The sequence below is a fragment of the Photobacterium sp. NCIMB 13483 genome, assembly GCF_003025475.1.
GTDB classification, from domain to species: Bacteria; Pseudomonadota; Gammaproteobacteria; order Enterobacterales; family Vibrionaceae; genus Photobacterium; species Photobacterium piscicola.
In genome coordinates, this window is the sequence record NZ_PYLV01000013.1 from 54,639 (window position 1) to 78,097 (window position 23,459).

Consider the following 23,459-nt stretch of genomic DNA (forward strand, 5'->3'; position numbering starts at 1 on the left):
GATAATAAAAAAGCGAGCTCAAGGCTCGCTTTTTTTCGATAATGCTATCGGGTTTACTTATTCATCAAGGAAACTACGAAGCACATCTGAACGGCTTGGGTGACGTAATTTACGTAGTGCCTTTGCTTCAATCTGACGAATACGCTCACGAGTAACATCAAATTGCTTACCCACTTCTTCTAGCGTGTGGTCGGTATTCATATCGATACCAAAACGCATACGAAGTACTTTTGCTTCACGAGGCGTTAGCCCAGCAAGTACGTCGTTAGTTGCGGCACGCAAGTTAGTTGCTGTTGCTGCATCCATTGGAAGTTGAAGTGTTGTATCTTCAATGAAATCACCTAGGTGTGAATCTTCATCATCACCGATAGGGGTTTCCATTGAGATTGGCTCTTTCGCAATTTTCAGTACCTTGCGGATTTTGTCTTCCGGCATTTGCATGCGTTCAGCCAATTCTTCAGGTAATGGCTCACGGCCCATCTCTTGTAGCATCTGACGTGAGATGCGGTTCAATTTGTTGATGGTTTCAATCATGTGCACAGGGATACGAATAGTACGTGCCTGGTCTGCGATTGAACGTGTGATTGCCTGACGGATCCACCATGTTGCGTAAGTTGAGAATTTGTAACCACGACGGTATTCAAATTTATCAACCGCTTTCATTAGACCAATGTTACCTTCTTGGATTAGATCCAAGAACTGCAAACCACGGTTGGTGTACTTCTTCGCGATAGAAATAACCAGACGTAAGTTAGCTTCAACCATCTCTTTTTTCGCACGGCGCGCTTTTGCTTCACCGATAGACATACGACGGCTGATGTCTTTAATACGTTCGATTGAAAGACCTGTTTCTTGCTCAAGAATGCGTAGCTTTAACGTTGAACGACGAAGATCTTCTTCATAATTCTTTAAACGTTCAGCGTAAGGCTTACCTGAGTTAAGTGCAGTGTCGATCCAATCACTGTTTGATTCATTGCCTGCAAATAAGCTAATGAACGTTTTCTTTGGCATTTTGCTGTTATCAACACACATACGCATGATAAGACGCTCATTAGTGCGTACTTTATCCATTGAGTCACGTAGTGAGCTAACTAGACGATCAAATTGCTTTGGAATCAGACGGAATTGCTTGAAGATTTCTGACAATTCTTCAACGGCAACTTCAGTTGTCGCGTGCTGACGACCATTAGTGTTAATGGCTAAAGCCATTTTTTCATAAGATTGGCGAAGTTCTAAGAACTTTTCACGCGCCAATTCTGGGTCGATGCTGCCATCGTCTTCTTCTTCTTCAGCGCCATCTTCGTCATCGTCATCGTCACCGTCTTCAAGATCTTTATCTTCATCTGCAAGATCGGTTTCGCTTAATTCTGAGCCAATGTGTGTTGCTGTTGGCGCTGCAGTAGCTTCTTCGTTTGGATCAACAAAGCCTGAAATGATATCAGTTAGACGAAGTTCATCGGCTTCAACTTTGTCAAACTGCTCAAGTAAATGAGCGATTGCTGAAGGGTATTCAGCAACAGAGCATTGAACTTGGTTAATACCATCTTCAATGCGTTTTGCGATATCAATTTCGCCTTCGCGAGTAAGTAGTTCAACCGTGCCCATTTCACGCATGTACATACGTACTGGGTCTGTTGTGCGACCGATCTCGCTTTCTACGCTTGATAATGCTTGCGCCGCTGCTTCAATGGCGTCTTCGTCGGCATTATCTTCAGTCATCATGAGTTCATCGGCATCAGGGGCAGTTTCAACTACCTTGATACCCATGTCATTAATCATTTGAATAATGTCTTCAACCTGATCAGAATCAACAATGTCTTCTGGTAGGTGGTCATTTACTTCGGCGTAGGTCAGATAGCCTTGTTCCTTGCCTTTAGCAACAAGTAACTTTAGCTGTGACTGCGGATTTTGCTCCATAGACGGTATCCAACTTCGGGTCTGAGTGATAATTTAGTATGCAGAGTTGCAAACCAGTCATTATAACAAATTTCTTAATTGTTGACTACTTATTAGGCAGGACGATCCAGTAATAAGGATTGTAATTCCTGCTTTTCTTCGACTGATAAGCCGACAGTTCTTGATTTAGTCTGCAACTGTTCAATTTGTTGATTAACACATTGAATAATAATTTTATCCATTGCGTCTAAAAATACATCGAGGCTGTTGTCTTCATCATTTGACAACGGTAGCTCCCACGCGGCAAGCCGTGCCATCATGGCTTCATTTTTGGTGCCACGCCAATATTCTAAAAGCTGTCCAGTGCTAATATTGGGATTGTTTCGGCATTTATCAACTATAGATAGCAATAAATTTAATCCGGCGAGCTCAATAACAGCAAATGCGTCCATATCAAATTCAAGCTGTTGCACAAAGTGTGGGTGTTGAATCAATAATGCGATAACTTCTCGCATTGGTGTACGCTTAATTTGTACTTGGCCTACCGGTTTAGTGATTTGACCATGCTTTGAGAGTAGTTGCTGTAATTGTGCTTCATCAGGTAAGCCGAGTTTTTTACCCAGTAACTCTCTCAAGTATAGTCGCAGAGTGCCACCTGGTACTTTATCAATTAAGGGAACAGCGAGTGTGGTGAGTTTCGCTTTACCTTCACGGCTACTGGTATCAATTTGAAGCATTAAGCTATTAAACAAAAATTCTGATAGCGATGTCGCTGCATCAATGCGTTGTTCAAATTGAGTTTTACCTTCGGCGCGAATACATGAATCTGGATCTTCGCCATCAGGTAAGAACATGAACTTTAGCTGACGACCATCGGTTAGGTAAGGCAATGCTTGTTCCATTGCTCGCCATGCAGCTTCTCGTCCTGCACGGTCACCATCATAACAACACACAACAGTGCTGGTTTGACGGAACAGGCTTTGAATATGATCACCGGTGGTTGAGGTGCCTAACGATGCAACCGCATAATCGACACCAAATTGGGCCAACGCGACGACATCCATATAACCTTCAACTACCATGATCTTTTCAGGTTCACGATGGGTTTGTAGTACTTCATATAATCCATAAAGCTCTCGGCCTTTATGAAAAATATCAGTTTCAGGGGAGTTAAGGTATTTTGGCGTACCATCACCTAATACTCGCCCCCCAAAACCAATCACGCGTCCTCGGCGATCATGGATCGGAAACATCACTCGTCCACGGAAGCGGTCATAACGACGACCTTGATCATTTTCGATCAGCATTCCAGTGTTAACAAGTGCTTTTTGCGATTCATTATCACGCCCAAAGCGAGTGCGAACCATGTCCCATTGATCGGGAATAAAACCGATATTGAATTTTTTTACAATATCGCCTGATAAACCACGTCCCTTGAGATAATCAACCGCAACCTGAGCATCTTGCGCCCGTAGTTGTGATTGATAAAACTGTGACACTTGGCCCATGAGTTCATAGTAATTACGTTTATCTGCCGCTTTAGGGCCACGAGGTGCATTGGTACCATCGTTTTCTCGTGGTACTTCTAAACCTAGTTGTGAGGCGAGCTCTTCAATAGCATCGACAAACTCTAACCGATCATACTCCATCACGAAATCAAGTACGTTGCCATGAACACCGCACCCAAAACAATGATAGAACTGTTTTTCTTGGCTTACCGAAAAAGAGGGTGTTTTTTCGTTATGGAAAGGACAACAGGCACCAAAGTTCTTACCTTGTTTTTTGAGTTTTACGCGCGCGTCAATGACATCGACAATATCGTGTCGAGAGATTAAATCATCAATAAATGAACGCGGTATTTTTCCTGCCATAACAAAGCAAACAACCTAGAGTAAACAAAAAGAGTAACGGTTGAACCGTTAAAAGTGGGGATTGTCAGATACAAACAAGCCGCGCATTCCGAAAGAATAGCACGGCTTGTTGCAGAATAAGAGGAGTGATTAGCCTAGCTTGATTTTCACCAGCTTGCTAACAATCCCCATATCGGCACGACCCTGAATTTGCGGTTTCAGTACGCCCATAACCTTGCCCATATCTTGCATGCTAGCAGCACCTGTTGCAGCAATAGCTTCATCCATCAAAGCAGAGATTTCATCTTCACTTAATGGTTGAGGCATAAATTCTGCTAAGACGCTGATTTCAGCATGTTCAATATCAGCAAGATCTTGACGGCCTGCAGCTTCATACTGCGCTACAGAGTCACGACGTTGCTTCACCATTTTGGTCAAAACTACCAATACGTCATCATCGGAAAGAGTGATCTTTTCGTCAACTTCGCGTTGTTTAATTGCAGCAAGAACCAAACGGATAGCACCAAGACGAGGTTTATCCTTCGCCTTCATCGCCGCTATTTGTTCGCCTTTAAGACGTTCAATAAGAGTCATTACGCGATCCTTCTGTTTAATAATCTAACGATTAGTACAGACGAACGCGACGCGCGTTTTCGCGAGCCAATTTCTTCAGGTGACGCTTAACTGCCGCTGCTTTAGCACGCTTACGTACAGTTGTTGGCTTTTCGAAGTGCTCACGACGACGAACTTCAGAAAGGATACCTGCTTTTTCGCAAGAGCGCTTGAAACGACGTAGTGCTACGTCAAACGGTTCGTTTTCACGTACTTTGATTACTGGCATGTAATACTCACCTCAGAGTGATTCGGTTTAATACTGACGTTCAAAGTGTCAGATGATTAAAATGGTGCGAAATTCTAATCTGATTTGGGGGTATTTGTAAAGCATTCTACGCCTATGAACTGGTTAATTTGTGTTAACAGCGGTAACATGGCATCCAATTACTCCCTTATAAACCTGTATGAATTATCGGTTGTTGTTGAAACTAGGCTGATTTTTTAGATTAGGTCCCAGAATAGTATAGAGGCTGTTATGCGTATATTGGGCATTGAGACCTCCTGTGATGAAACAGGTATCGCAATTTTTGATGATGAAAAAGGTTTATTGGCACATGAACTTTACAGTCAAGTAAAGTTACATGCTGATTACGGTGGTGTTGTTCCTGAGTTAGCGTCACGTGATCATGTTAAAAAAACCATTCCCTTAATTACGGCAACCTTGGCTGCTGCGGGCTTAACGCAAGACGATCTTGACGGTGTTGCGTACACTGCTGGTCCTGGTCTTGTTGGCGCGCTACTAGTGGGCGCAACAATTGGTCGTAGTTTAGCTTATGCATGGGATTTACCTGCGGTTGCCGTACACCATATGGAAGGTCATCTACTCGCACCAATGTTAGAAGATAATCCACCTGAATTTCCTTTTGTGGCATTGCTGGTTTCTGGCGGACATACCATGATGGTAGATGTGCGTGGTATTGGTGATTATAAAATTCTTGGTGAGTCAGTGGATGACGCCGCGGGTGAAGCTTTTGATAAAACAGCGAAGATGATGGGGCTTGATTACCCTGGTGGTCCGTTACTGTCTAAAATGGCTGAACAAGGTACGCCGGGACGATTTAAGTTCCCACGTCCAATGACAGATCGCCCAGGTCTTGATTTTAGTTTTTCAGGATTAAAAACATTTGCGGCGAATACGATTCGGGGCAATGATGATGATCCACAAACACGTGCTGATATTGCGTATGCGTTCCAAGACGCTGTTGTTGATACGTTAGCGATAAAATGTAAGCGTGCATTAAAGCAAACGGGCTATAAGCGCCTAGTGATTGCTGGCGGCGTAAGTGCAAATAAATCATTACGTCAACAGCTTGAAACCTTGATGAAAGGCATGCATGGCCAAGTGTTTTATCCACGTACTGAATTTTGTACCGATAATGGTGCGATGATTGCTTATGCTGGTATGCAACGTCTAAAGAATAATGAATTGATGGATCTTGGTGTTAAGGTTTATCCACGTTGGCCTATCGATCAACTGAAGCCTGTTGCTTAGTAATAAATATGCATTAATTCAAACAAAAAGCGAGAACATATGTTCTCGCTTTTTTTGTGTTTTTTTCTGTGTATTTATTGCTTTTCGTTACTTTTTCGGGCAAATTTCTGCCATATTTTTGTTTCGTCACCGTCGAGTAAACGACGAATATTATCTTGATGACGAAAGATAATTAAGCAAGACAGCATCGCGACGGGCATGGTGTATTCAGGTTTGACCATCCATGTCATCAGTGGTGCAACAAGGGCGGTAATTAACGATGCGAGAGATGAATAGCCGGTTAATGTCAGTGCTGATATCCAAATAATAATTAAACCACCACTGAGATCCCAGCCGATAGGGGCTAATGCACCAAGTGCGGTAGCGACCCCTTTACCACCTTGAAAATGGAAGAAGATAGGGTAGATATGACCAAGGCAAGCTGCGATGCCTATGATGCCTAATAGGAAAGGATTTAAGCCTAAAAAGTAGCTTAACCAAACAGGAATCATGCCTTTTAAAATATCAGCAACTAAGACTAATATTGCGGCCGTTTTACCTCCGAGGCGAAGGACATTGGTTGCGCCCGGATTGAGTGAGCCATGGGTACGAGGATCTGGAAAGTGGTACAGTTTTGAAATTAATACTGCACTGGAAATAGATCCTAATAGATAAGCCGCAATGATCATCAGTAACGCTAATGGTGTCATGCAATATCCCGGTTATTTGAAAGATAAGTGGCATTCTTTATTGCCGCTAAATGTTAGCTGGATCTTATCTTGATCAATATTGGTACTGATAAATATCAGCGTGTTTATGGCTGTGATATAGTCATAATTATGGTCAGCATTCAATGTGTTGTTGACCAGTTAGCAGGTGTTTTCGCTAACTTATATAGCCTGATAATACGCGTTTTTGTGTGTATTAGGTATCCGACCTCTATCAAAATTAGCGATTAAATATGGACACGGTATTTATAGAACAACTTGAAGTTATCGCCACTATTGGAGTGTATGACTGGGAACAAAAAATTAAGCAAAAATTAGTATTAGATTTAGAGATGGCTCACGATAATCGTCCTGCAGCCATAGCGGATGATGTTAATTTAGCGTTAGATTACTCAATGGTTAGTACTGCGGTTACTGAACATATTACTCAAGGGCGTTTTTTGTTAGTTGAACGCGTTGCAGAAGATATTGCTACTTTGATCATGACGCGCTTTGCAGTGCCATGGATTAAAGTGCGCGTGACCAAACCGAGCGCCATTGCTAATGCCGCTGGCGTTGGGGTTCAGATCGAACGAGGCATTAAGTAGTGATCACCGCTTATATCAGCATTGGCAGCAATATTGATCGCGAACATTACTTACCCGCTGGCGTCAAGGCGGTGGCGCAGTTAGCGAGTTCATGGCGTATGTCACGTATTTTTGAAGCAGAACCTGTTGGTTTTAACGGTGATAATTTCTTTAATAGTGTCATTGAAATAAAAACGTCATTGTCATTAGCGACTCTGCAGCAATCACTAAAAGAGATTGAACGGCAATTAGGACGACCTGAAAATACCCAAAAAAATCAAAGTCGTACAATTGATCTCGATATTTTACTTTATGGTGACGTAGTTTGTGAGTGCTCACCTACAATACCTCGGTCTGATCTGTATAAATTTGCCTTTGTGCTTTGGCCAATGAGTGAATTATGTCCTGAGTTAGTTATTCCCGGACAGCAACAGACGATTGCGGAGTTATGGCAAAAATTTTCACCTCAACAGTCATTATGGCCTGTTGAATAAAATATTACTTATAGCGATATATAACCTAAATTAAGGATAATGAATGAGTCACTTTGAAGCGATTATGCTTGCCCTGTTACAGGGATTAACAGAGTTTTTACCTGTATCGAGTTCTGCCCATCTTATTTTACCGTCAGAAATATTGGGCTGGTCAGATCAAGGGTTGGCATTTGATGTTGCGGTGCATGTAGGAACATTATTAGCGGTAATGATTTATTTCCGTAAAGAAGTTGTTACGCTACTTAGCGCATGGCTAGCTTCAATTTTTAAACGTCAACATAATGCTGAATCTAAATTAGCATGGATGATTGTTATTTCAACCATTCCAGCCTGTATTTTTGGCTTGTTGATGAAAGACTTCATCGAGATGTATTTGCGTTCTGCGTGGGTTATTGCTTGTACAACTATTATTTTCGGCTTGCTGTTATGGTGGGTTGATAAACATGCTAAGCAGACTGACAATGAATATCAAACCACATGGAAAAGTGCGGTCTTAATCGGTTTAGCCCAAGCTGCCGCTATCATTCCTGGTACGTCTCGCTCTGGTGCAACCATGACCGCCGCTCTATATCTTGGCTTTACTCGTGAAGCAGCGGCACGATTCTCATTCTTAATGTCGATACCTATTATTTTGCTTGCGGGCGGGTATTTAGGTCTTAAACTGGTAACCGGCACTGAGCCGATTGATATCAGTAATCTAAGTATTGGTATTGCGGTTTCGTTTGTTAGTGCATATGCATGTATTCACGTGTTCTTAAAATTAGTGACACGTTTAGGTATGACGCCATTTGTTATCTACCGTTTAATATTAGGTGCTGGTTTATTCCTATTTTTATTATCTAAATAATTTTAGAATAAACGTGTTACAAAAAAGCCGACTTTATGTCGGCTTTTTTATTGCTATAGATTAGGTGCGTGTACGCTGTAAATATTCATCAACAGCGAGGGTACGGGCTTGCGTTAATTGCTGTTTGATTTCAGCGCCAATGAACCCTGCGGCAATAATCGGGGCGACAGGGACTGCTTGAGCGATATCAAAAGCAGCAATGGTGATGTCTGCTTGTGGATAGACCGTTGCTTCCAAACCGTGGCGACCGCGAGCATCAGCACGACAACATATGGCCAGTTGCTCAATGCGCTGGGGTTTTCGCCATGCATCTATTTGATCAAATATCGAAATAAAAGTGCTGGCGCGCATTTCTTGAGCATGGTGGATCTTGGTATGTTGAGCACAAACTAACAGTGCTAAATCACGATAATCATTTGGTACTTTTATTCGCTGACATAACTGTTTGATTGGCTTAATACCATCACGGCAATGGGTCTTATGGTGAGGTAAATCATCTTTAGGGGAAAGTGCTTTACCAAGATCATGTACTTGGGCAGCAAAACGAATGATTGTATCATCGCTGAGTACAGCTGCTTGTTTTGCGACAAGCAACGTATGGATACCACAATCGATTTCAGGATGCCATTTTACGGGTTGTGGTATGCCAAATAGCGCATCGATTTCAGGCATAATTACCGCTAAAGCACCACACTGACGTAATACGCTTAAAAAGACCTGTGGATCATTGCTTGAAAGTGATTTGTGCCACTCAAGCCATACTCGCTCTGGGGTTAGGTTGGCTAATTCACCACTGACGACAATTTCTTGCATTAATGCCATGGTTTCGGCAGCAATAGTAAAGCCTAAGTGAGCAAAACGAGCGGCAAAACGGGCGACGCGTAATACGCGCAATGGATCTTCGCTAAATGCAGGTGAAACATGACGTAAGATCTTATGTTCTAGATCATATTGACCATGGTATGGATCGATGAGTTGCCCTTGTTGATCTTGGGCAATAGCATTGATGGTTAAATCACGTCGTAATAGATCTTGTTCAAGGGTAACATCGGCAGCGGCATAACAGCTAAAGCCAGTGTAACCATGGCCTGATTTACGCTCGGTACGTGCGAGGGCATATTCTTGTTTGGTTCGAGGATGAAGAAAAACGGGAAAATCACTGCCAATTTGCTCATAACCTAATTCAAGCATGGCCGTTGGTGTGGTGCCAACAACAACCCAGTCTTGATCTGTTATAGGTAAGCCTAATAAAGTGTCGCGAACAGCACCACCGACAAGATAGGTTTGCAATGAAGACTCCTTAATACCACGCGGGGCTAATAGTTGTAGATCACAATGAAAAAGTCACCATTATCACAGCATGATAATGTTAATCGGTATTATTTTGTTAACCAATATACACTGGTTTGTTGATGTCATCATAATAGCAAATATCGCTCAGCAATGAGAGTTTGTCAGTACTAAGTATTTTTATGTTGTTGATGATGTTATCGATAATTTATTCCTAAATAATTTTAAGTATTAGAGTATAGATATGTACCAAGATTTTTTTGGCATAAATGAAGCACCATTTTCAATTGTGCCAAGTGCCCGTTTTCTCTACCTCAGTGAGCGTCATCGAGAAGCATTAACGCATATGCTATCAGGACTCACCGATGGTGGTGGTTTTGGCTTATTAACGGGGGAAGTGGGGACAGGAAAAACAACGGTATTGCGGGCGATGATTTCACGATTACCGCAACAAGCGCAAGTGGCGGTGATCCTCAATCCGGCGTTATCATCACATGATTTATTGGCCACTATTTGTGATGAATTAGGGCTATCTTATCGCGACGAAGCCAGTTTCAAGCAATTAACCGATATTATTTATCAGCATCTTATTGCTAATCATGCTGCGGGTCGGCAGACACTATTGTTAGTCGATGAAGCCCAACATTTGATGCCTGATGTGCTAGAACAATTACGATTATTGACTAATTTAGAAACCGATAGCCGTAAATTATTAAAAGTTGTTTTGATTGGCCAGCCTGAATTACAGCAGCTATTACAACAAGAACGCTTACGCCAATTAGCACAGCGGATCACTTCCCGTTACCATTTGCTGCCATTGACCGAAACGGAAGTCAGTGAATATATTCATTACCGTCTTAATGCGGTTGATTGTTTATATTCGGTATTCAATGCCAGTATTGTCAGTTATATAGCTAAACAAACGCAGGGAGTGCCTCGGTTAATTAACTTGGTGTGCGATAAATCGATGCAGTTAGCCTGTCAGGGTGGTACTCACAGTGTGACCAAGGCAATGGCGGTTCAAGCCTGTGAAGATATATTGAGTTGGCAAGTACCATCAGTCACTTCGTCACATTCAAGCTTAGCATGGCTGCCATGGACAATCGCAGCGGCACTGTGTGGCGTGATGGCGACAGTGACGTGGCAATATTGGCCTCAAACACCCACATCAGCATTATCTTTAACTACGGTATCTTCTTCACCTGCGGTAACACCGAATACGGCACCGTTAAAAAAGGCCGTCGTCAGCACTGAAATTCGATTAGTGACCGCCATTAATGATAGCCGTAATCAACGTAATGCCATGCAAAGTCTGTATAAATTATGGGGTTTTGATACTGCATTAAATCAAGCAACGTGTGCGACTAGCGCTCGAATCGCATTGACGTGTTTTTCTGGTTCAACGACATTAACGCGCTTAGGATTAATTAATCGACCAGTGATCGTAACCCTTAAAGATGGTCAACAGCAGCCTTTCTATGCGGTTGTGTATGCAATTACGAGTGATCGAATTGAATTATTGCTAGATAAACAACGTATTTCAGTGACACCTGCATGGTTTGAAGCGCGTTGGAGTGGCCACTTTAGTTTGCTATGGCGTCCACCACTAGGCGATAAAACCACGATTCGTTTTGGTCAAAGTGGCGCACGAGTCGCATGGTTAAATCAACAATTAAATGCTTTCTTAGGTGATGATGGCCCACAGGTGAGTTATTTTAATCAAACGATCCTTGATAAATTACGCCGTTTTCAACGGGCACAAGATATTGCCGCAGATGGTATTGCTGGCCCAATGACGCTAATGATCCTTGATTCCGCACTTAATCTTCCTGGGCCTACGTTACAACCGGAGCAAGCCTAATGTCTCAGTTATTAACGGCATTAAAACAATCAGATAAAAATAATGCTAGCCAATCAAGTGTTGGTCATGCTGATGGAGAGATGGTGAAAATTGTCCATCCAATGCGGGCAGTTAAAGCTCAACAATCTCGAGTGAAGTGGGTGATGCCGATTATTATTGCATTGTTACCTGCAGCTTCGATTGTGGCATATAAAGTTTATCAGCAACAAATTGTTGGTGTAACGGCAGCTACAACACATCAATCTTCATTAGTAACCGCCGCATTACCGCCATCGGTATTGCAAGCACCTAAGCTACAAGCGTTAGATACCCCCTCTGCGGCGGTAAATGCTGAGGTTATTTTTATGACGTATCCCGATATTGTGACAGAGCCATTGCCCATCAATGATGGTTTATATGTGGCCTCACCTGCGTATCAGTCACCGTCAAATGTTGAGGAGCATAATAGTGAACCGCGCGAGCAAGATCGAGATCTTGGCCCAAGTGATGATCTGCCACACAATACTGCTCAACATGTTATTAAAGCGACATCAACTAACGATGATCCTTACAAGTTGGATAACCTTGATTTGTCGGCTCTATCACCAGACATCGCAGCGAAGTTAAAATCAGCTATTGTCGCGACGACGGGGGAGCACTATCAAGATAGCGAGGTTGATCGTAGTAACGCCGATCGTAATGCGATCAAGCCTCACTCAACAGTGACTAAAACGCCAAAAAGCAAAGTGATTCCGATTGGTTTATTACCTGCAGCAGTGCAGCAACAGCTGCCTAAGATGAATTTTAATCAGCATATTTACTCTTCTACGCCAGCTAAACGTTGGGTTAAAGTCAACGGTAATGAACGCCATCAGGGAGATATGATTGCTCCTGGCGTGAAGTTGGTCAAGATTGAATCACGAGATGTTATTCTAACATTTGATGGTTATGAAATTAGCATGCCAGCGCTATCTGAATGGTAATTAGCGTGAAGTGAAAATCAAAAAAAGGCAGCCAATTGGCTGCCTTTTTAGTGATATTGATTGTCTTATAATATAAATACTGAGTTAGGAATACTTATGCCCAGCCATTAGCCCGCTTACGACGACGCGGTGTGATATGTGGTAGTATTAATCCTAGTAGCAAACCAATACCAGCAACTACGCCACCATAGGTAAACCATTTCATTAATAAATCATCTTTTTGAGTGTCAATTTTTGCTCGTAAACTGCGCACTTCGTCTTGAGCTATTGTTAGCTCATTTTGTAATTGCGTATTACGTGTTTCTAATTTATTAATCTGACTATTACGCTGAGCTAAGGCACTATTTAAATCACTGTGTTTATTATCATTGGTTGTCAGTGCTTCTGCTAGTCTGGCTTTAACTGTGGTTAATTCCGTTTCAAGTACGGGCAGGCGTTCTTGCAGTGCAACATCAGTTGAAATGAATTTAGATTCAACCCAGCCAGTACGACCTTTCGCATCTTTAACACGACTATAACCGTTATCTTTTTCTAATAGCGTAACGGGTGAGCCAGCATTAACACTACCGACAATACGGTATTGGCTGCCAGGGCCTTTTAATAAATAAGTAAATAAGTTGTCAGAAATATAATGGGCTTGTTCAGCATTAGCTATTGGGCTAATTAGTGTCAAACAGAACAAAAAAAAGCTTATGAGGTGCTTCACTATCGAATCCTTGATGAACCTGAAATGGTTAGAGATCGGATAGTAAGGGCTTTAAAGAAAGGGAGCAAGAAAAGAGAGAGGGGGAGACCTCTCTCTTTGAACTCTGCCACTATTTAACTAAAAAGTGCTTGTATAATGTAGAAGAAAATGACAGCAAGGAATGCACCTGCTGGCAATGTTACAATCCACGAAGCAACGATGTTGCGAACAACACCTAGGTTAAGAGCAGCAATGCCGCGAGCAAAACCAACACCCAATACTGCACCAACCAGTGTTTGTGTAGTTGAGATTGGTAAACCCGTACCTGATGCTAGTACAACAGTCGATGCTGTTGCTAACTGAGCAGCAAAACCACGGCTCGGTGTTAACTCAGTGATGCCTGTACCTACGGTAGCCATTACTTTATGACCAAGAGTAGCTAGACCGATGACGATACCAATACCACCTAGTGGAAGGATCCACCATGCGATTTGGCTTTGAGCTGCAATTTGTCCAGAATTCTCAATTGTTGAAACAACTGCTGATAGAGGACCGATCGCATTTGCTACGTCGTTTGAACCATGGGCAAATGCCATCGCACACGCAGTAACAACCATCAATACGCTAAATACACTTTCAACACCGGCATAACCGTTGCTATCTACAAGATCGTCATCAGCATACTTACGCTGAATGTAGAAGTAACCTACAACCATAACGACAAATGAAATAGCAATCGATGCAATCCAAGCTTCACCCGTTGTTAGATGCAAACCGATATGTTTCAGACCTTTCTTAATTGTTACCAATGCAATGACCATCGCTGTGATAAACATATAGACCGGAACGAAACGTTTTGCATTTGCCATTGGGTTATCAGTATCAAAGATTAATCTTTGAGCACTGATGAATATCAGATACGCAAATATACCAGCAATAAACGGTGTAATTAACCAGCTACCCACAATACCTTGGATTGAATGCCAATCCACTGCATTGGTGCCAACTGACACACAAGCAAAACCGATGATAGCACCGATAATTGAGTGTGTTGTTGAAACAGGCCAGCCCATAAAAGAAGCGACAAGTAGCCATGTACCAGCAGCAAGAAGCGCTGACATCATGCCAAAAACTAGGGTTTCAGGGTGGGCTGCATATAGAGAAGTTTCGATAACACCCTTACGAATAGTATCGGTAACTTCACCACCTGCAAGATAAGCACCTGCAAATTCAAAAATCATCGCGATGATGATCGCTTGTTTTACTGTAAGTGCTTTTGAACCAACTGAAGTACCCATGGCATTGGCAACATCATTTGCACCAATACCAATCGCCATCAAAAGACCAAAAAAAGCTGCCACTCCGATTAATAGAGTGCCGTAGTTAGCCAGGATTTCCATTGTAAAACCTTGTTTTGTTAAATTCCCGTTATTAAGAACGCGAGAGCATAATTTCTAAACGTGAGCCGACCCGCTGTGCTTGATCAGCAATTGCGCCTACCCACTCGAGAATTTTGTACAGGAACATGACATCCACCGGGCTGTGTTGGTCTTCGATGGACATTAATTGTTGACGTAAGACTATCTGCATAGCATCGGTATCGTCTTCGATAACATCTAGCTGATTAATCATTTCGGCAACAAGTGTCACTTCTCTGCCTTTGAAACCAGTTTCGAGTAATTCATCCAATTCATTGATTACACGGCGAGCTTGATCAGCCGCGTCTAAGCAACGTTGAATATATGCCACGAAGTCTGGGTACATGATAGCAGGCATTTGTAGCTTACGACCTAAGACTCGACCAGCGATATCTTTAGAGAGGTTAGCGAGTTTGTCCTGCTGGGTTAACAGTCCTAACATATCAGTACGATCTACTGGCATGAAAAGACCACGAGGAAGCTTCAGACGGATCTCACGCTTGAGTACATCCGCATCTTTTTCAAGTTGCGATATCTGTTCGCGTAAAACGGCCGCCTTTTCCCAATCTCCAGCATTACATGCCTCGAAGAACGGGATAAGCAGATCACAACACTCAGTTACGCGAATAACATGGCGTTGTAGTGGTTTGATTGGGGATTTTGCAAAGAGCCCCATTATTGTATTTACTGGCATAGCCGATCAACCTAAAGAGCGCCCGAATAAGGCTAAATCTTGAGCGATGGTCATTGAATCGCGCATTTTAACGTATTAAAGAGTATAGTGGAACTAGTTTTGATCAAGGTTTTATTGATATTTCTCACTTGCCCTTGAGTGAATAAGCAAATATCCTTGGTTTGCCACCGTTTATAGGTATAACTATGGAAACCGAGATAGAACTGAAGTTTTTTGTCTTACCAGAATTTTCAACTCAGCTGGTGGAAAAAATTTCCGCAGCTAAAATTCTGCAACAGAGCCGTCGAGAGTTGGGTAATATTTACTTTGACACTCCCGATCAAGTATTGCGCCAGCATGATATCGGTTTACGTATTCGTCGTTTTGATGATGTGTTTGTTCAAACATTAAAAACCGCAGGCCGTGTTGTTGCTGGATTACATCAGCGTCCTGAATACAATGTTGAAGTGAATAGTACGGCACCAAGTTTAGCGCTTCATCCCGCAGATGCTTGGCCTCACGACTTTGATATTGTTGCTGTTCAGCAGCAAATTCAGCCATTATTTAGTACTGATTTTACTCGCCAGCAATGGTTAGTGGCAATGCCAGATGGTAGCCAAATTGAATTAGCATTTGATCATGGTGAAGTGAGTGTTGATGATAAACGCTCGCCAATTTGTGAAGTAGAACTAGAGCTTAAATCGGGTCAGACAGACGCTTTATTCACTTTAGCGCGTGAATTATGTGTTGATGGTGGAATGCGGTTAGGTAATCTTAGCAAGGCTGCTCGTGGCTACCGACTTGCTGCTGATTATCAAGGCGATCCTATCAAGCCATTAGTTTTTGTTAATACTACACTTCAAGATTCGGTTGAATCTGCGTTCATTAATACACTTGAACATGCGTTAGAGCACTGGCTGTACCATGAACAGATTTATATGGAACGCCAAGAACCGCAAGCTCTGGTACAAATATCACAAGCGTTAAGCTTATTACGCCAAACTTTTGCAACCTTTGGTGGCATTATTCCGCGTCGTGCAAGTGCCTTATTACGCCAAGAATTACAATGGTTGGAAGGCGAGCTAACGTGGTTAGAAGATGCCAATAGCATTCAAGCGCTGATTGATGATAAAGCCTATGTATTACGTAAGCTGAATGCCCGTAAAGAGTTGCAACAGCAATTAGAGCTACGTTACCAAGAGCTTCCAGATAGTGACGATATGATCCAATTAATGCGTTCTGCGCGTTACTGTGGGTTATTGCTAGATTTAAGCCGCTGGATTTTAAGTCGAGGTTGGCAGCCATTTCTCGACGATAAATCACGCGATAAACTAGCCGCACCAGTGAAAGCATTTGCAGATAATATGCTAACCCGTTCATGGTCTGAATTGCTTGATGTTTTCCCCGCTGAACGCGAACTGAGCCATATTGATTATCTTGATCAAAAACCACGTTTATTGCGTAATTTGATGAGTGGAATTGCGTTCGCAGGCTTGTATGATGAAGACCGTCGAATCTCTTTTAGAATGCCATGGTTAGATTTATTACAAGGCTTAGAAGACTTACGCGCATTAGAACCTATTCGGCAGTTATTACCTCTATTTGAAGGCGATGACTTAGCGCAAATGCAAAAATGGTTACAACGTCAAGAAGAATCATTATTGCATGCCATGAGTCAGACTCGGCAGATCAGTATAGAGCTAACCCCTTACTGGCCATAATCGTTATGCGTTACATGTAATGAGTTAGTATTAAATATTAACGCCTCGCTTTATGCGGGGCGTTGTTGTATCTACGAGTACAACATGTGGGACAGATCATGTTTTGACGTATCTTTTGAAGGGATGACTAAATATTTACCCGTAAATGTCGATAAGCAATAGAAGAGTGGAGCAATGGTGCTTATTGATGACATTACTGGCTTACGAATAACACATCATTTTTAATGTGAAGGGTGTAAACGTTAGCGATACGGAGAGAGTAAATGGCAACACTAGAGTTTAAAGCTTGGGAAAAGTGGTTAACCAACCTTAAATTAACCCCTAAACTTATTTTACTGATGGTGTTTAGTACGTTGTTATTAATTGGCAAACAATTGTGGGATGCGGAATTATTCTATCAATCTGTTATCGCGACTCAACAAAACAAAGTGCAGCAATTAGCCCAATCAAATGCGTTGATGCTAACAAGCTTAGCCGCTACCAACACTCAATCGTCAGCGTTAAATTCCTCTCAATTATCCACTGAAATGAGCAAGCATAGTGTATATGTTGTTGAATATAAAAATGATAATGTATTGGTGGAATCCAAATTAAATCAGGTTATTAGTATCAACCAGCCATTGGAAGAAGGATTGACATTAAGTCAGTTGCTACGTGATACGAAGCTAAATAATCAGCCATTTACGCGACAAGATAATGATGGCTATGGATATATAGTTAAATTACCTGCGTTACAGTTAGCGGTTATTAGTTACCAAACAAATGCATTGGCTGCGGGTTATTATCAACAGTATTTGGGACAAATTGTGTGGCAAACATCATTAATGGTGGTGATTTTTGTGGTGGTGTTATTACTCGCATCGCGGATTATGTTGCGTCAAATCGGTGGCTTAAAGCGAAGTATTCAAGCATTCGCCAATAATGATTTGTCACAGCCGATAGCCATGAGGTGTAGTGATGAATTTGGTGAGTTAAGTCGTGAGCTTGAACAAAGCCGTTGTCAGCTTAAAGCGGTATTGATTGCTCAACGCCAAGCGGCAACCACACTTTCACAATCCGCGGAAGTGATGTCATTAATGATGGAGCAAACTAAAGAATCCTCTCAAGAAGAATTTGCTGAAATTGATCAATTAGCATCAGCTATGGCGGAAATGACATCAACAGTACAAACCGTGGCTGGTCATGCGCGTGATGCATCTAATGCGACCTTAAATACCTCAGAACAAGCAGCAACAGGACAACAATTTGTGAGTCGTACCATGATGACGATTAACCAATTGTCGAATGACATTACTCAATCAGCCGCCGCCGTTAATCAAGTGGAAACTCGGGTTGATAAAATAAGTTCAGTGATTGTAACCATTCAAAGTATTTCAGAACAAACTAACTTATTAGCACTTAATGCAGCAATTGAAGCCGCACGCGCGGGGGATGCTGGGCGTGGGTTCGCTGTTGTGGCTGATGAAGTACGTAATCTTGCACAACGCACTCAAACAGCGACGGTTGAAATTCAAGATATGATCGCTCAATTACAACAAAGTGCTCAACAAGCGGTGAGTTTAATGGAACGCAGTGTTATTGAAGCAGATGAAGGGGTTGATCTTGTTACCAGTGCTGGTGGCGAGTTAAATAAAATTGTTGAGCAGATTCAAGGTATTAATGATATGAATTTTCATATTGCAGCCGCAGCTGAACAGCAAAGTGCGGTGGCTGATGAAATGAATATTAACCTGACAAATGTACGAGAACTGGTTGATGGATCGGTTGGTGTGGTGACTGAATTGGCGCAAACATCAATTGATATGCAGCATCAAGCTAATGATTTAGAAGCAAAAATAGACATATTTAAAGTGTAAATAAAATGCGTCATATTGAATAAAATAAAATTATAACGCCCATCAGTTGATGGGCGTTTTTATATGCTAAATTAGAGTTCTTTATCGAGTTACTTGTTCAAGGGACAGCACATGGCGACCGAAAAATCACAACCTTATCCACTCATTGATCGTTGTAGCGATGTCGTTGCTGCAGCCGACTTAGCCTGGGGAAAATTAGCTGATAAGCACCCGCAACTATTGGCATTATGGCAAGGAGAAGCCAAGCAGGAATTGCATACCATGTTGGGGTTAAGTGATTTTATTAGTGCCTCTCTAGTACAAGATTCAACCCTCTTAGAATGGCTACTCGACCAATATCAACATTGTGGTGATATTGATTATCGTCTGTTATTAAGCCAGCAACTCGCACAAGTAACCGATGAAATGGGCTTAATGCGTAGCTTACGTCATTTTAGACGTCGTTATATGACGTTAATTGCGTGGCAAGACTTTAGTCATCGTGCACCTTTACAGCATAGCCTCGCGAGTTTGTCGCAACTAGCAGAAGCCTTGATCATGGAAGCATATCATTGGCTTTATCAGCAGTGCTGTACTGAGTGGGGAACACCAATGAATGATCAAGGTGAACCACAACCGATGCTTATTTTAGGCATGGGTAAATTAGGGGGTGGGGAACTTAATTTTTCGTCGGATATTGATTTGATTTTCACTTATCCTGAAAACGGAGAAACGATCGGTGGCCGTCGTAGTCTGGCTAATGCGCAGTTTTTTACTCGTTTAGGACAACGGTTGATTAAAGCGTTAGATCACATCACCTTTGATGGCTTTTGTTATCGAGTGGATATGCGGTTACGCCCTTTTGGCGACAGTGGACCATTAGTGATGAGCTACGCTGCATTAGAAGATTATTACCAAGAACAAGGCCGTGATTGGGAACGTTATGCGATGATTAAAGCACGGGTAATGGGTAAAGAAAGCTTTACGCAATATCAAGGTTTACGCCAAATGCTACGGCCGTTTGTGTTTCGACGTTACATTGATTTTAGTGCCATTCAGTCATTACGCCGTATGAAAGCGATGATTGGCAGTGAAGTGCGTCGGCGTGGCCTGACCAATAATATTAAATTGGGGGCGGGTGGCATTCGAGAAGTTGAATTTATCGCACAATCTTTTCAATTAATTCGTGGTGGACGTGAACCAAGCTTACGTGGACGGGGCTTATTACCAACCCTTGCTGCAATTAAGGAGTTAGCTTTATTACCGCCAGTTGATGTCGATATTTTAACAGCAGGGTATTGCCATTTACGTCGTCTCGAAAATTTATTGCAAGCGATTGATGATAAGCAGACCCAAACATTGCCAGATAAAGCCCTTGATCAAGCACGATTAGCTTGTGCCATGATAGAGCCAGACTGGGCCGCGTTGGTGGTAACGACAGAACAGCATATGACCGCTATTCATGCCATTTTCGACGATATTATTGGTCATGATGAGCAAGATAGTCAGCAAGATGTGGCGACGCAATACCATGAAATGTGGGCGATGGTGACTAATGAAGATGTATTACTCACTATTTTAGCTGAGCTTGATGCACCACAACAAACGTTACAAGCACAGAACTTGGTGTCTTTTAAGCATGAATTATCGAAACGAACTTTAGGCCCGCGTGGACGTGAAGCGTTAGCCACCTTAATGCCTGAAATCTTGGCGCAAGTGGTGTTACGTGATGATGCCGTACAACTGTTGCCGCGATTAACGAAATTGATCATTCGTATTGCTACTCGTACCACCTACCTTGAATTATTAACTGAACACCCTGTTGCACTCAAACAATTGATTCGATTATGTGCAGCCAGTCCAATGGTGGCTGATCAGTTGGCGTTATATCCACTGTTACTTGATGAATTGCTCGATCCTCAGCATTTATATCAGCCAACAAAACTCACCAGTTATCAAGATGAATTGCATGAGTATCTGGCGCGTATTCCTGAAGAGGATATGGAGCAACAGATGGAGGCGATTCGCCAGTTTAAGCAGACCCAATTATTACGGATTGCGGCAGCGGATATTGCAGGTGTATTACCTATAATGAAAGTAAGTGATCACTTAACCTATCTTGCAGAAGCTATTATTGCGGCGGTGGTTAATCAAGCATGGTTACAAATTGCGGCTAAATATGGTGAGCCAAGCCATTTATTAGAGCGTGAAAGCAAAGGTTTTGCCGTGATTGGCTATGGCAAAGTTGGTGGTTGGGAGTTGGGATATGGCTCTGATCTTGATTTAGTGTTTGTCCATGATTGTCCTGATAATGTTTATACCACTGGTAGTAAAGAAATCGATGGACGACAATTTTATTTACGTTTAGCGCAGCGAATCATTCACTTATTCTCAACCAGAACCGCGTCGGGAGTATTGTATGAGGTTGATATGCGCTTACGACCTTCAGGTGCTTCTGGGTTATTAGTCACGACAATCAATGGATTTGGAGAATATCAGCAGCAACAAGCATGGACATGGGAGCATCAAGCCCTTGTCCGCGCGCGAATGGTGTATGGTGATGCAAAATTACAAGCTGCATTTAGTGATGTTCGCCAACAAGTATTAACTGCCGCTCGTGATTCGGTGCAGTTAGCGAATGATGTGGTGATGATGCGTCATAAAATGCGTGCACATCTTGGTAAGCAAAAAGTGGGCATGTTTGGTCTTAAACAAGACCAAGGAGGTATCACCGATATTGAATTTTTAGCGCAATATTTAGTGTTAGCTTATGCTCATCAACAACCGGCTTTAACACGTTGGTCTGATAATGTGCGTATTTTTGAATCAATGGCTAACTATGACATCATTGATAGCGTCACTGTTGCTCAATTACAGCAAGCTTATTGTGATATGCGTAATGCCATTCACCGATTAAGTTTATTGGGGTTACCCGCTTATGTTGATCAGCAACAATTTATTGGAATGCGACAGACAGTAGAACAGGTATGGCAGCAATGGCTTGAACCTTGTCAGGTTTAGGTGTGATCTCGATGCCCCTTGATTTTAGTTTATGCTAGTATTCGAACGTTGCCATATTCTCGGAGAAAGAAATGAAACTGACGCTGCCTGATTATAACCAAGCAGAGGTATTGATTGTTGGCGATGTAATGTTAGATCGCTACTGGACGGGTCCCACTGAACGTATTTCACCAGAAGCACCAGTGCCTGTGGTTAAGGTTGATCAGATTGAAGAGCGCCCAGGTGGTGCGGCAAACGTGGCCATGAATATTGCTGCGTTAGGTGGCAATGCCAAATTGATCGGCCTAACTGGCGTAGATGAAGCAGCGCGTGCGTTAACGGAAAAGTTAACCTCATTAAATATTTGTAGTGATTTCGTTGCTCTTGCTCAATACCCAACGATCACCAAATTACGGGTGATGAGCCGTGGCCAACAGTTGATTCGATTAGATTTTGAAGAAGGTTTTCAAAATATCGATTCAGCCCCGATCCTTGAACGAATGCAACCTGCGCTAGCGAATGCAAAAGCGGTTATTTTGTCTGATTATGCTAAAGGTGCGTTAGTTCATGTGCAGGCGATGATTCAATTGGCTCGTGCAGCAAACTTACCTGTGCTAGTTGATCCTAAAGGAACTGACTTTGAACGCTACCGTGGTGCGACGTTACTGACACCTAATTTATCTGAATTTAAAGCCGTTGTTGGTTGTGTAAATTCAGATCAAGAATTAGTGGAAAAAGGCATGGCACTGATCGAACAATTTGATTTTGAAGCCTTACTGGTTACTCGCTCTGAACATGGCATGACCTTACTTGAAAAAGGGTGTGAGCCGTTACATATGCCAACCCTTGCGCAAGAAGTTTATGACGTCACGGGTGCCGGTGATACGGTTATTTCGGTACTGGCGGCATCATTATCTGCAGGTAAATCGTTATCTGATTCATGCAAACTTGCGAATGCGGCTGCGGGCGTGGTGGTAGCGAAGTTAGGTACATCAACGTTATCGACGATTGAATTAACTGAAGCAATTCATGGTAGTCAAGATACCGGTTTTGGGGTTATTTCTGAATCAGCATTAGTTGATGCGGTGAAAGCGGCACGTGCACGTGGTGAAACTGTTGTTATGACTAACGGTTGTTTCGATATTTTGCATGCAGGCCATGTTGCCTATTTAACAGAAGCGGCAAAATTGGGCGATCGACTTATTGTAGCGGTAAACTCTGATGATTCCGTTAAAGGCTTAAAAGGTCCTGGACGTCCAGTGAATCCAGAAGATCGTCGTATGGCGGTATTAGCTGGATTAGGCGCTGTGGATTGGGTGGTACCGTTTACTGAAGAGACACCACAACGATTAATCAGTGAAGTATTACCGAGCATTTTAGTTAAAGGTGGTGACTACACCCCTGAACAAATTGCAGGTGGTAAAGAAGTGATTGCGGCGGGAGGCCAAGTGTTAGTGCTTAATTTTGAAGATGGTTGTTCAACTTCAAAAATAATTGCAGCTATTCGCGGTGGACGTGGTTAATTTTCGAATTATTTATCACGCACA

At 42.4% G+C, this 23,459-nt stretch carries 19 protein-coding genes; 10 read left to right on the forward strand and 9 right to left on the reverse strand.

The features are described from left to right. Positions 1-57 precede the first annotated feature (57 nt). The 4 genes from rpoD to rpsU form a co-directional block, all read right to left on the reverse strand. Complete coding sequence (gene rpoD, locus C9I86_RS11740; protein WP_080158584.1) at positions 58-1,917, reverse strand: RNA polymerase sigma factor RpoD; 1,860 nt, start codon at positions 1,915-1,917, stop codon at positions 58-60. 92 nt (positions 1,918-2,009) lie between these two features. Continuing rightward, the gene (gene dnaG, locus C9I86_RS11745) at positions 2,010-3,767 is read right to left on the reverse strand and encodes a DNA primase (protein WP_107276420.1); all 1,758 of its coding nucleotides are present in this window, start codon (positions 3,765-3,767) and stop codon (positions 2,010-2,012) included. Positions 3,768-3,896: 129 nt separating this feature from the next. After that, on the reverse strand, positions 3,897-4,340 hold the full coding sequence (locus C9I86_RS11750) for a GatB/YqeY domain-containing protein (RefSeq protein ID WP_107276421.1): 444 nt from the start codon (positions 4,338-4,340) through the stop codon (positions 3,897-3,899). A 31-nt stretch (positions 4,341-4,371) separates the two neighbouring features. Continuing rightward, complete coding sequence (rpsU, locus tag C9I86_RS11755) at positions 4,372-4,587, reverse strand: 30S ribosomal protein S21 (protein ID WP_005301411.1); 216 nt, start codon at positions 4,585-4,587, stop codon at positions 4,372-4,374. 249 nt (positions 4,588-4,836) lie between these two features. On the opposite strand from rpsU, the gene tsaD reads away from it, so the two are divergent. Continuing rightward, complete coding sequence (tsaD, locus tag C9I86_RS11760; protein ID WP_107276422.1) at positions 4,837-5,853, forward strand: tRNA (adenosine(37)-N6)-threonylcarbamoyltransferase complex transferase subunit TsaD; 1,017 nt, start codon at positions 4,837-4,839, stop codon at positions 5,851-5,853. 74 nt (positions 5,854-5,927) lie between these two features. On the opposite strand, the gene plsY is transcribed toward tsaD, so the two are convergent. Beyond that, on the reverse strand, positions 5,928-6,542 hold the full coding sequence (gene plsY, locus C9I86_RS11765; protein ID WP_080158580.1) for a glycerol-3-phosphate 1-O-acyltransferase PlsY: 615 nt from the start codon (positions 6,540-6,542) through the stop codon (positions 5,928-5,930). Between the two features lie 251 nt (positions 6,543-6,793). Between plsY and folB the strand changes: the two genes are divergently transcribed. From folB to C9I86_RS11780, 3 genes are read left to right on the forward strand one after another with little or no spacing between them, the layout of a single operon-like run. Continuing rightward, positions 6,794-7,147, forward strand: coding sequence for a dihydroneopterin aldolase (gene folB, locus C9I86_RS11770; protein ID WP_080158579.1), 354 nt, complete (start codon positions 6,794-6,796; stop codon positions 7,145-7,147). After that, positions 7,147-7,620: a 2-amino-4-hydroxy-6-hydroxymethyldihydropteridine diphosphokinase gene (folK, locus tag C9I86_RS11775; RefSeq protein WP_080158578.1), complete on the forward strand. Its 474-nt coding sequence runs from the start codon at positions 7,147-7,149 to the stop codon at positions 7,618-7,620. The genes folB and folK overlap by 1 nt, the downstream gene beginning before the upstream one ends. A gap of 43 nt (positions 7,621-7,663) precedes the next feature. Further along, positions 7,664-8,467: an undecaprenyl-diphosphate phosphatase gene (locus C9I86_RS11780; protein ID WP_080158577.1), complete on the forward strand. Its 804-nt coding sequence runs from the start codon at positions 7,664-7,666 to the stop codon at positions 8,465-8,467. 60 nt (positions 8,468-8,527) lie between these two features. Here the strand turns inward: C9I86_RS11780 and C9I86_RS11785 are convergent, their stop codons facing one another. Next, positions 8,528-9,757: a multifunctional CCA addition/repair protein gene (locus C9I86_RS11785; protein ID WP_107276423.1), complete on the reverse strand. Its 1,230-nt coding sequence runs from the start codon at positions 9,755-9,757 to the stop codon at positions 8,528-8,530. A 244-nt stretch (positions 9,758-10,001) separates the two neighbouring features. Here C9I86_RS11785 and C9I86_RS11790 point away from each other — a divergent pair, with 244 nt between their 5' ends. Further along, a complete protein-coding gene (locus C9I86_RS11790) occupies positions 10,002-11,618 on the forward strand; it encodes an AAA family ATPase (RefSeq protein WP_199190785.1) in 1,617 nt (538 codons plus the stop codon). Then, the gene (locus C9I86_RS11795) at positions 11,618-12,580 is read left to right on the forward strand and encodes a general secretion pathway protein GspB (protein ID WP_080158575.1); all 963 of its coding nucleotides are present in this window, start codon (positions 11,618-11,620) and stop codon (positions 12,578-12,580) included. The genes C9I86_RS11790 and C9I86_RS11795 overlap by 1 nt, the downstream gene beginning before the upstream one ends. Before the next feature lie 94 nt (positions 12,581-12,674). Here the strand turns inward: C9I86_RS11795 and C9I86_RS11800 are convergent, their stop codons facing one another. From C9I86_RS11800 to C9I86_RS11810, 3 genes are all read right to left on the reverse strand, one after another. Further along, positions 12,675-13,286: a TIGR04211 family SH3 domain-containing protein gene (locus C9I86_RS11800; protein WP_107276424.1), complete on the reverse strand. Its 612-nt coding sequence runs from the start codon at positions 13,284-13,286 to the stop codon at positions 12,675-12,677. Positions 13,287-13,399: 113 nt separating this feature from the next. Then, positions 13,400-14,665 (reverse strand): inorganic phosphate transporter, encoded by a 1,266-nt coding sequence (locus C9I86_RS11805; protein ID WP_080158573.1) that lies wholly within the window; start codon positions 14,663-14,665, stop codon positions 13,400-13,402. Positions 14,666-14,696: 31 nt separating this feature from the next. Continuing rightward, a complete protein-coding gene (locus C9I86_RS11810; RefSeq protein ID WP_045027941.1) occupies positions 14,697-15,377 on the reverse strand; it encodes a TIGR00153 family protein in 681 nt (226 codons plus the stop codon). A gap of 185 nt (positions 15,378-15,562) precedes the next feature. Here C9I86_RS11810 and C9I86_RS11815 point away from each other — a divergent pair, with 185 nt between their 5' ends. The 4 genes from C9I86_RS11815 (at position 15,563) to hldE (ending at position 23,435) form a co-directional block, all read left to right on the forward strand. Then, entirely contained in the window at positions 15,563-17,077 is a 1,515-nt protein-coding gene (locus C9I86_RS11815; protein WP_107276425.1) for an inorganic triphosphatase, read from the forward strand. A gap of 263 nt (positions 17,078-17,340) precedes the next feature. Next, positions 17,341-18,933: a methyl-accepting chemotaxis protein gene (locus C9I86_RS11820; RefSeq protein ID WP_107276426.1), complete on the forward strand. Its 1,593-nt coding sequence runs from the start codon at positions 17,341-17,343 to the stop codon at positions 18,931-18,933. Between the two features lie 111 nt (positions 18,934-19,044). Further along, complete coding sequence (gene glnE, locus C9I86_RS11825) at positions 19,045-21,933, forward strand: bifunctional [glutamate--ammonia ligase]-adenylyl-L-tyrosine phosphorylase/[glutamate--ammonia-ligase] adenylyltransferase (protein WP_107276427.1); 2,889 nt, start codon at positions 19,045-19,047, stop codon at positions 21,931-21,933. Positions 21,934-22,004: 71 nt separating this feature from the next. Then, positions 22,005-23,435 (forward strand): bifunctional D-glycero-beta-D-manno-heptose-7-phosphate kinase/D-glycero-beta-D-manno-heptose 1-phosphate adenylyltransferase HldE, encoded by a 1,431-nt coding sequence (gene hldE / locus C9I86_RS11830; protein ID WP_080158569.1) that lies wholly within the window; start codon positions 22,005-22,007, stop codon positions 23,433-23,435. Positions 23,436-23,459 lie beyond the last annotated feature (24 nt).

What these genes read in the sequence shown, in the direction of transcription:
- C9I86_RS11750 (WP_107276421.1), bottom strand. Translation starts at nt 4,340, where the DNA reads ATGACTCTTATTGAACGTCTTAAAGGCGAACAAATAGCGGCGATGAAG.
- C9I86_RS11790 (WP_199190785.1), top strand. Translation starts at nt 10,002, where the DNA reads ATGTACCAAGATTTTTTTGGCATAAATGAAGCACCATTTTCAATTGTG.
- tsaD (WP_107276422.1), top strand. Translation starts at nt 4,837, where the DNA reads ATGCGTATATTGGGCATTGAGACCTCCTGTGATGAAACAGGTATCGCA.
- C9I86_RS11815 (WP_107276425.1), top strand. Translation starts at nt 15,563, where the DNA reads ATGGAAACCGAGATAGAACTGAAGTTTTTTGTCTTACCAGAATTTTCA.
- rpsU (WP_005301411.1), bottom strand. Translation starts at nt 4,587, where the DNA reads ATGCCAGTAATCAAAGTACGTGAAAACGAACCGTTTGACGTAGCACTA.
- C9I86_RS11805 (WP_080158573.1), bottom strand. Translation starts at nt 14,665, where the DNA reads ATGGAAATCCTGGCTAACTACGGCACTCTATTAATCGGAGTGGCAGCT.
- C9I86_RS11810 (WP_045027941.1), bottom strand. Translation starts at nt 15,377, where the DNA reads ATGCCAGTAAATACAATAATGGGGCTCTTTGCAAAATCCCCAATCAAA.
- glnE (WP_107276427.1), top strand. Translation starts at nt 19,045, where the DNA reads ATGGCGACCGAAAAATCACAACCTTATCCACTCATTGATCGTTGTAGC.
- dnaG (WP_107276420.1), bottom strand. Translation starts at nt 3,767, where the DNA reads ATGGCAGGAAAAATACCGCGTTCATTTATTGATGATTTAATCTCTCGA.
- folB (WP_080158579.1), top strand. Translation starts at nt 6,794, where the DNA reads ATGGACACGGTATTTATAGAACAACTTGAAGTTATCGCCACTATTGGA.
- hldE (WP_080158569.1), top strand. Translation starts at nt 22,005, where the DNA reads ATGAAACTGACGCTGCCTGATTATAACCAAGCAGAGGTATTGATTGTT.
- C9I86_RS11820 (WP_107276426.1), top strand. Translation starts at nt 17,341, where the DNA reads ATGGCAACACTAGAGTTTAAAGCTTGGGAAAAGTGGTTAACCAACCTT.
- C9I86_RS11780 (WP_080158577.1), top strand. Translation starts at nt 7,664, where the DNA reads ATGAGTCACTTTGAAGCGATTATGCTTGCCCTGTTACAGGGATTAACA.
- plsY (WP_080158580.1), bottom strand. Translation starts at nt 6,542, where the DNA reads ATGACACCATTAGCGTTACTGATGATCATTGCGGCTTATCTATTAGGA.
- rpoD (WP_080158584.1), bottom strand. Translation starts at nt 1,917, where the DNA reads ATGGAGCAAAATCCGCAGTCACAGCTAAAGTTACTTGTTGCTAAAGGC.
- C9I86_RS11795 (WP_080158575.1), top strand. Translation starts at nt 11,618, where the DNA reads ATGTCTCAGTTATTAACGGCATTAAAACAATCAGATAAAAATAATGCT.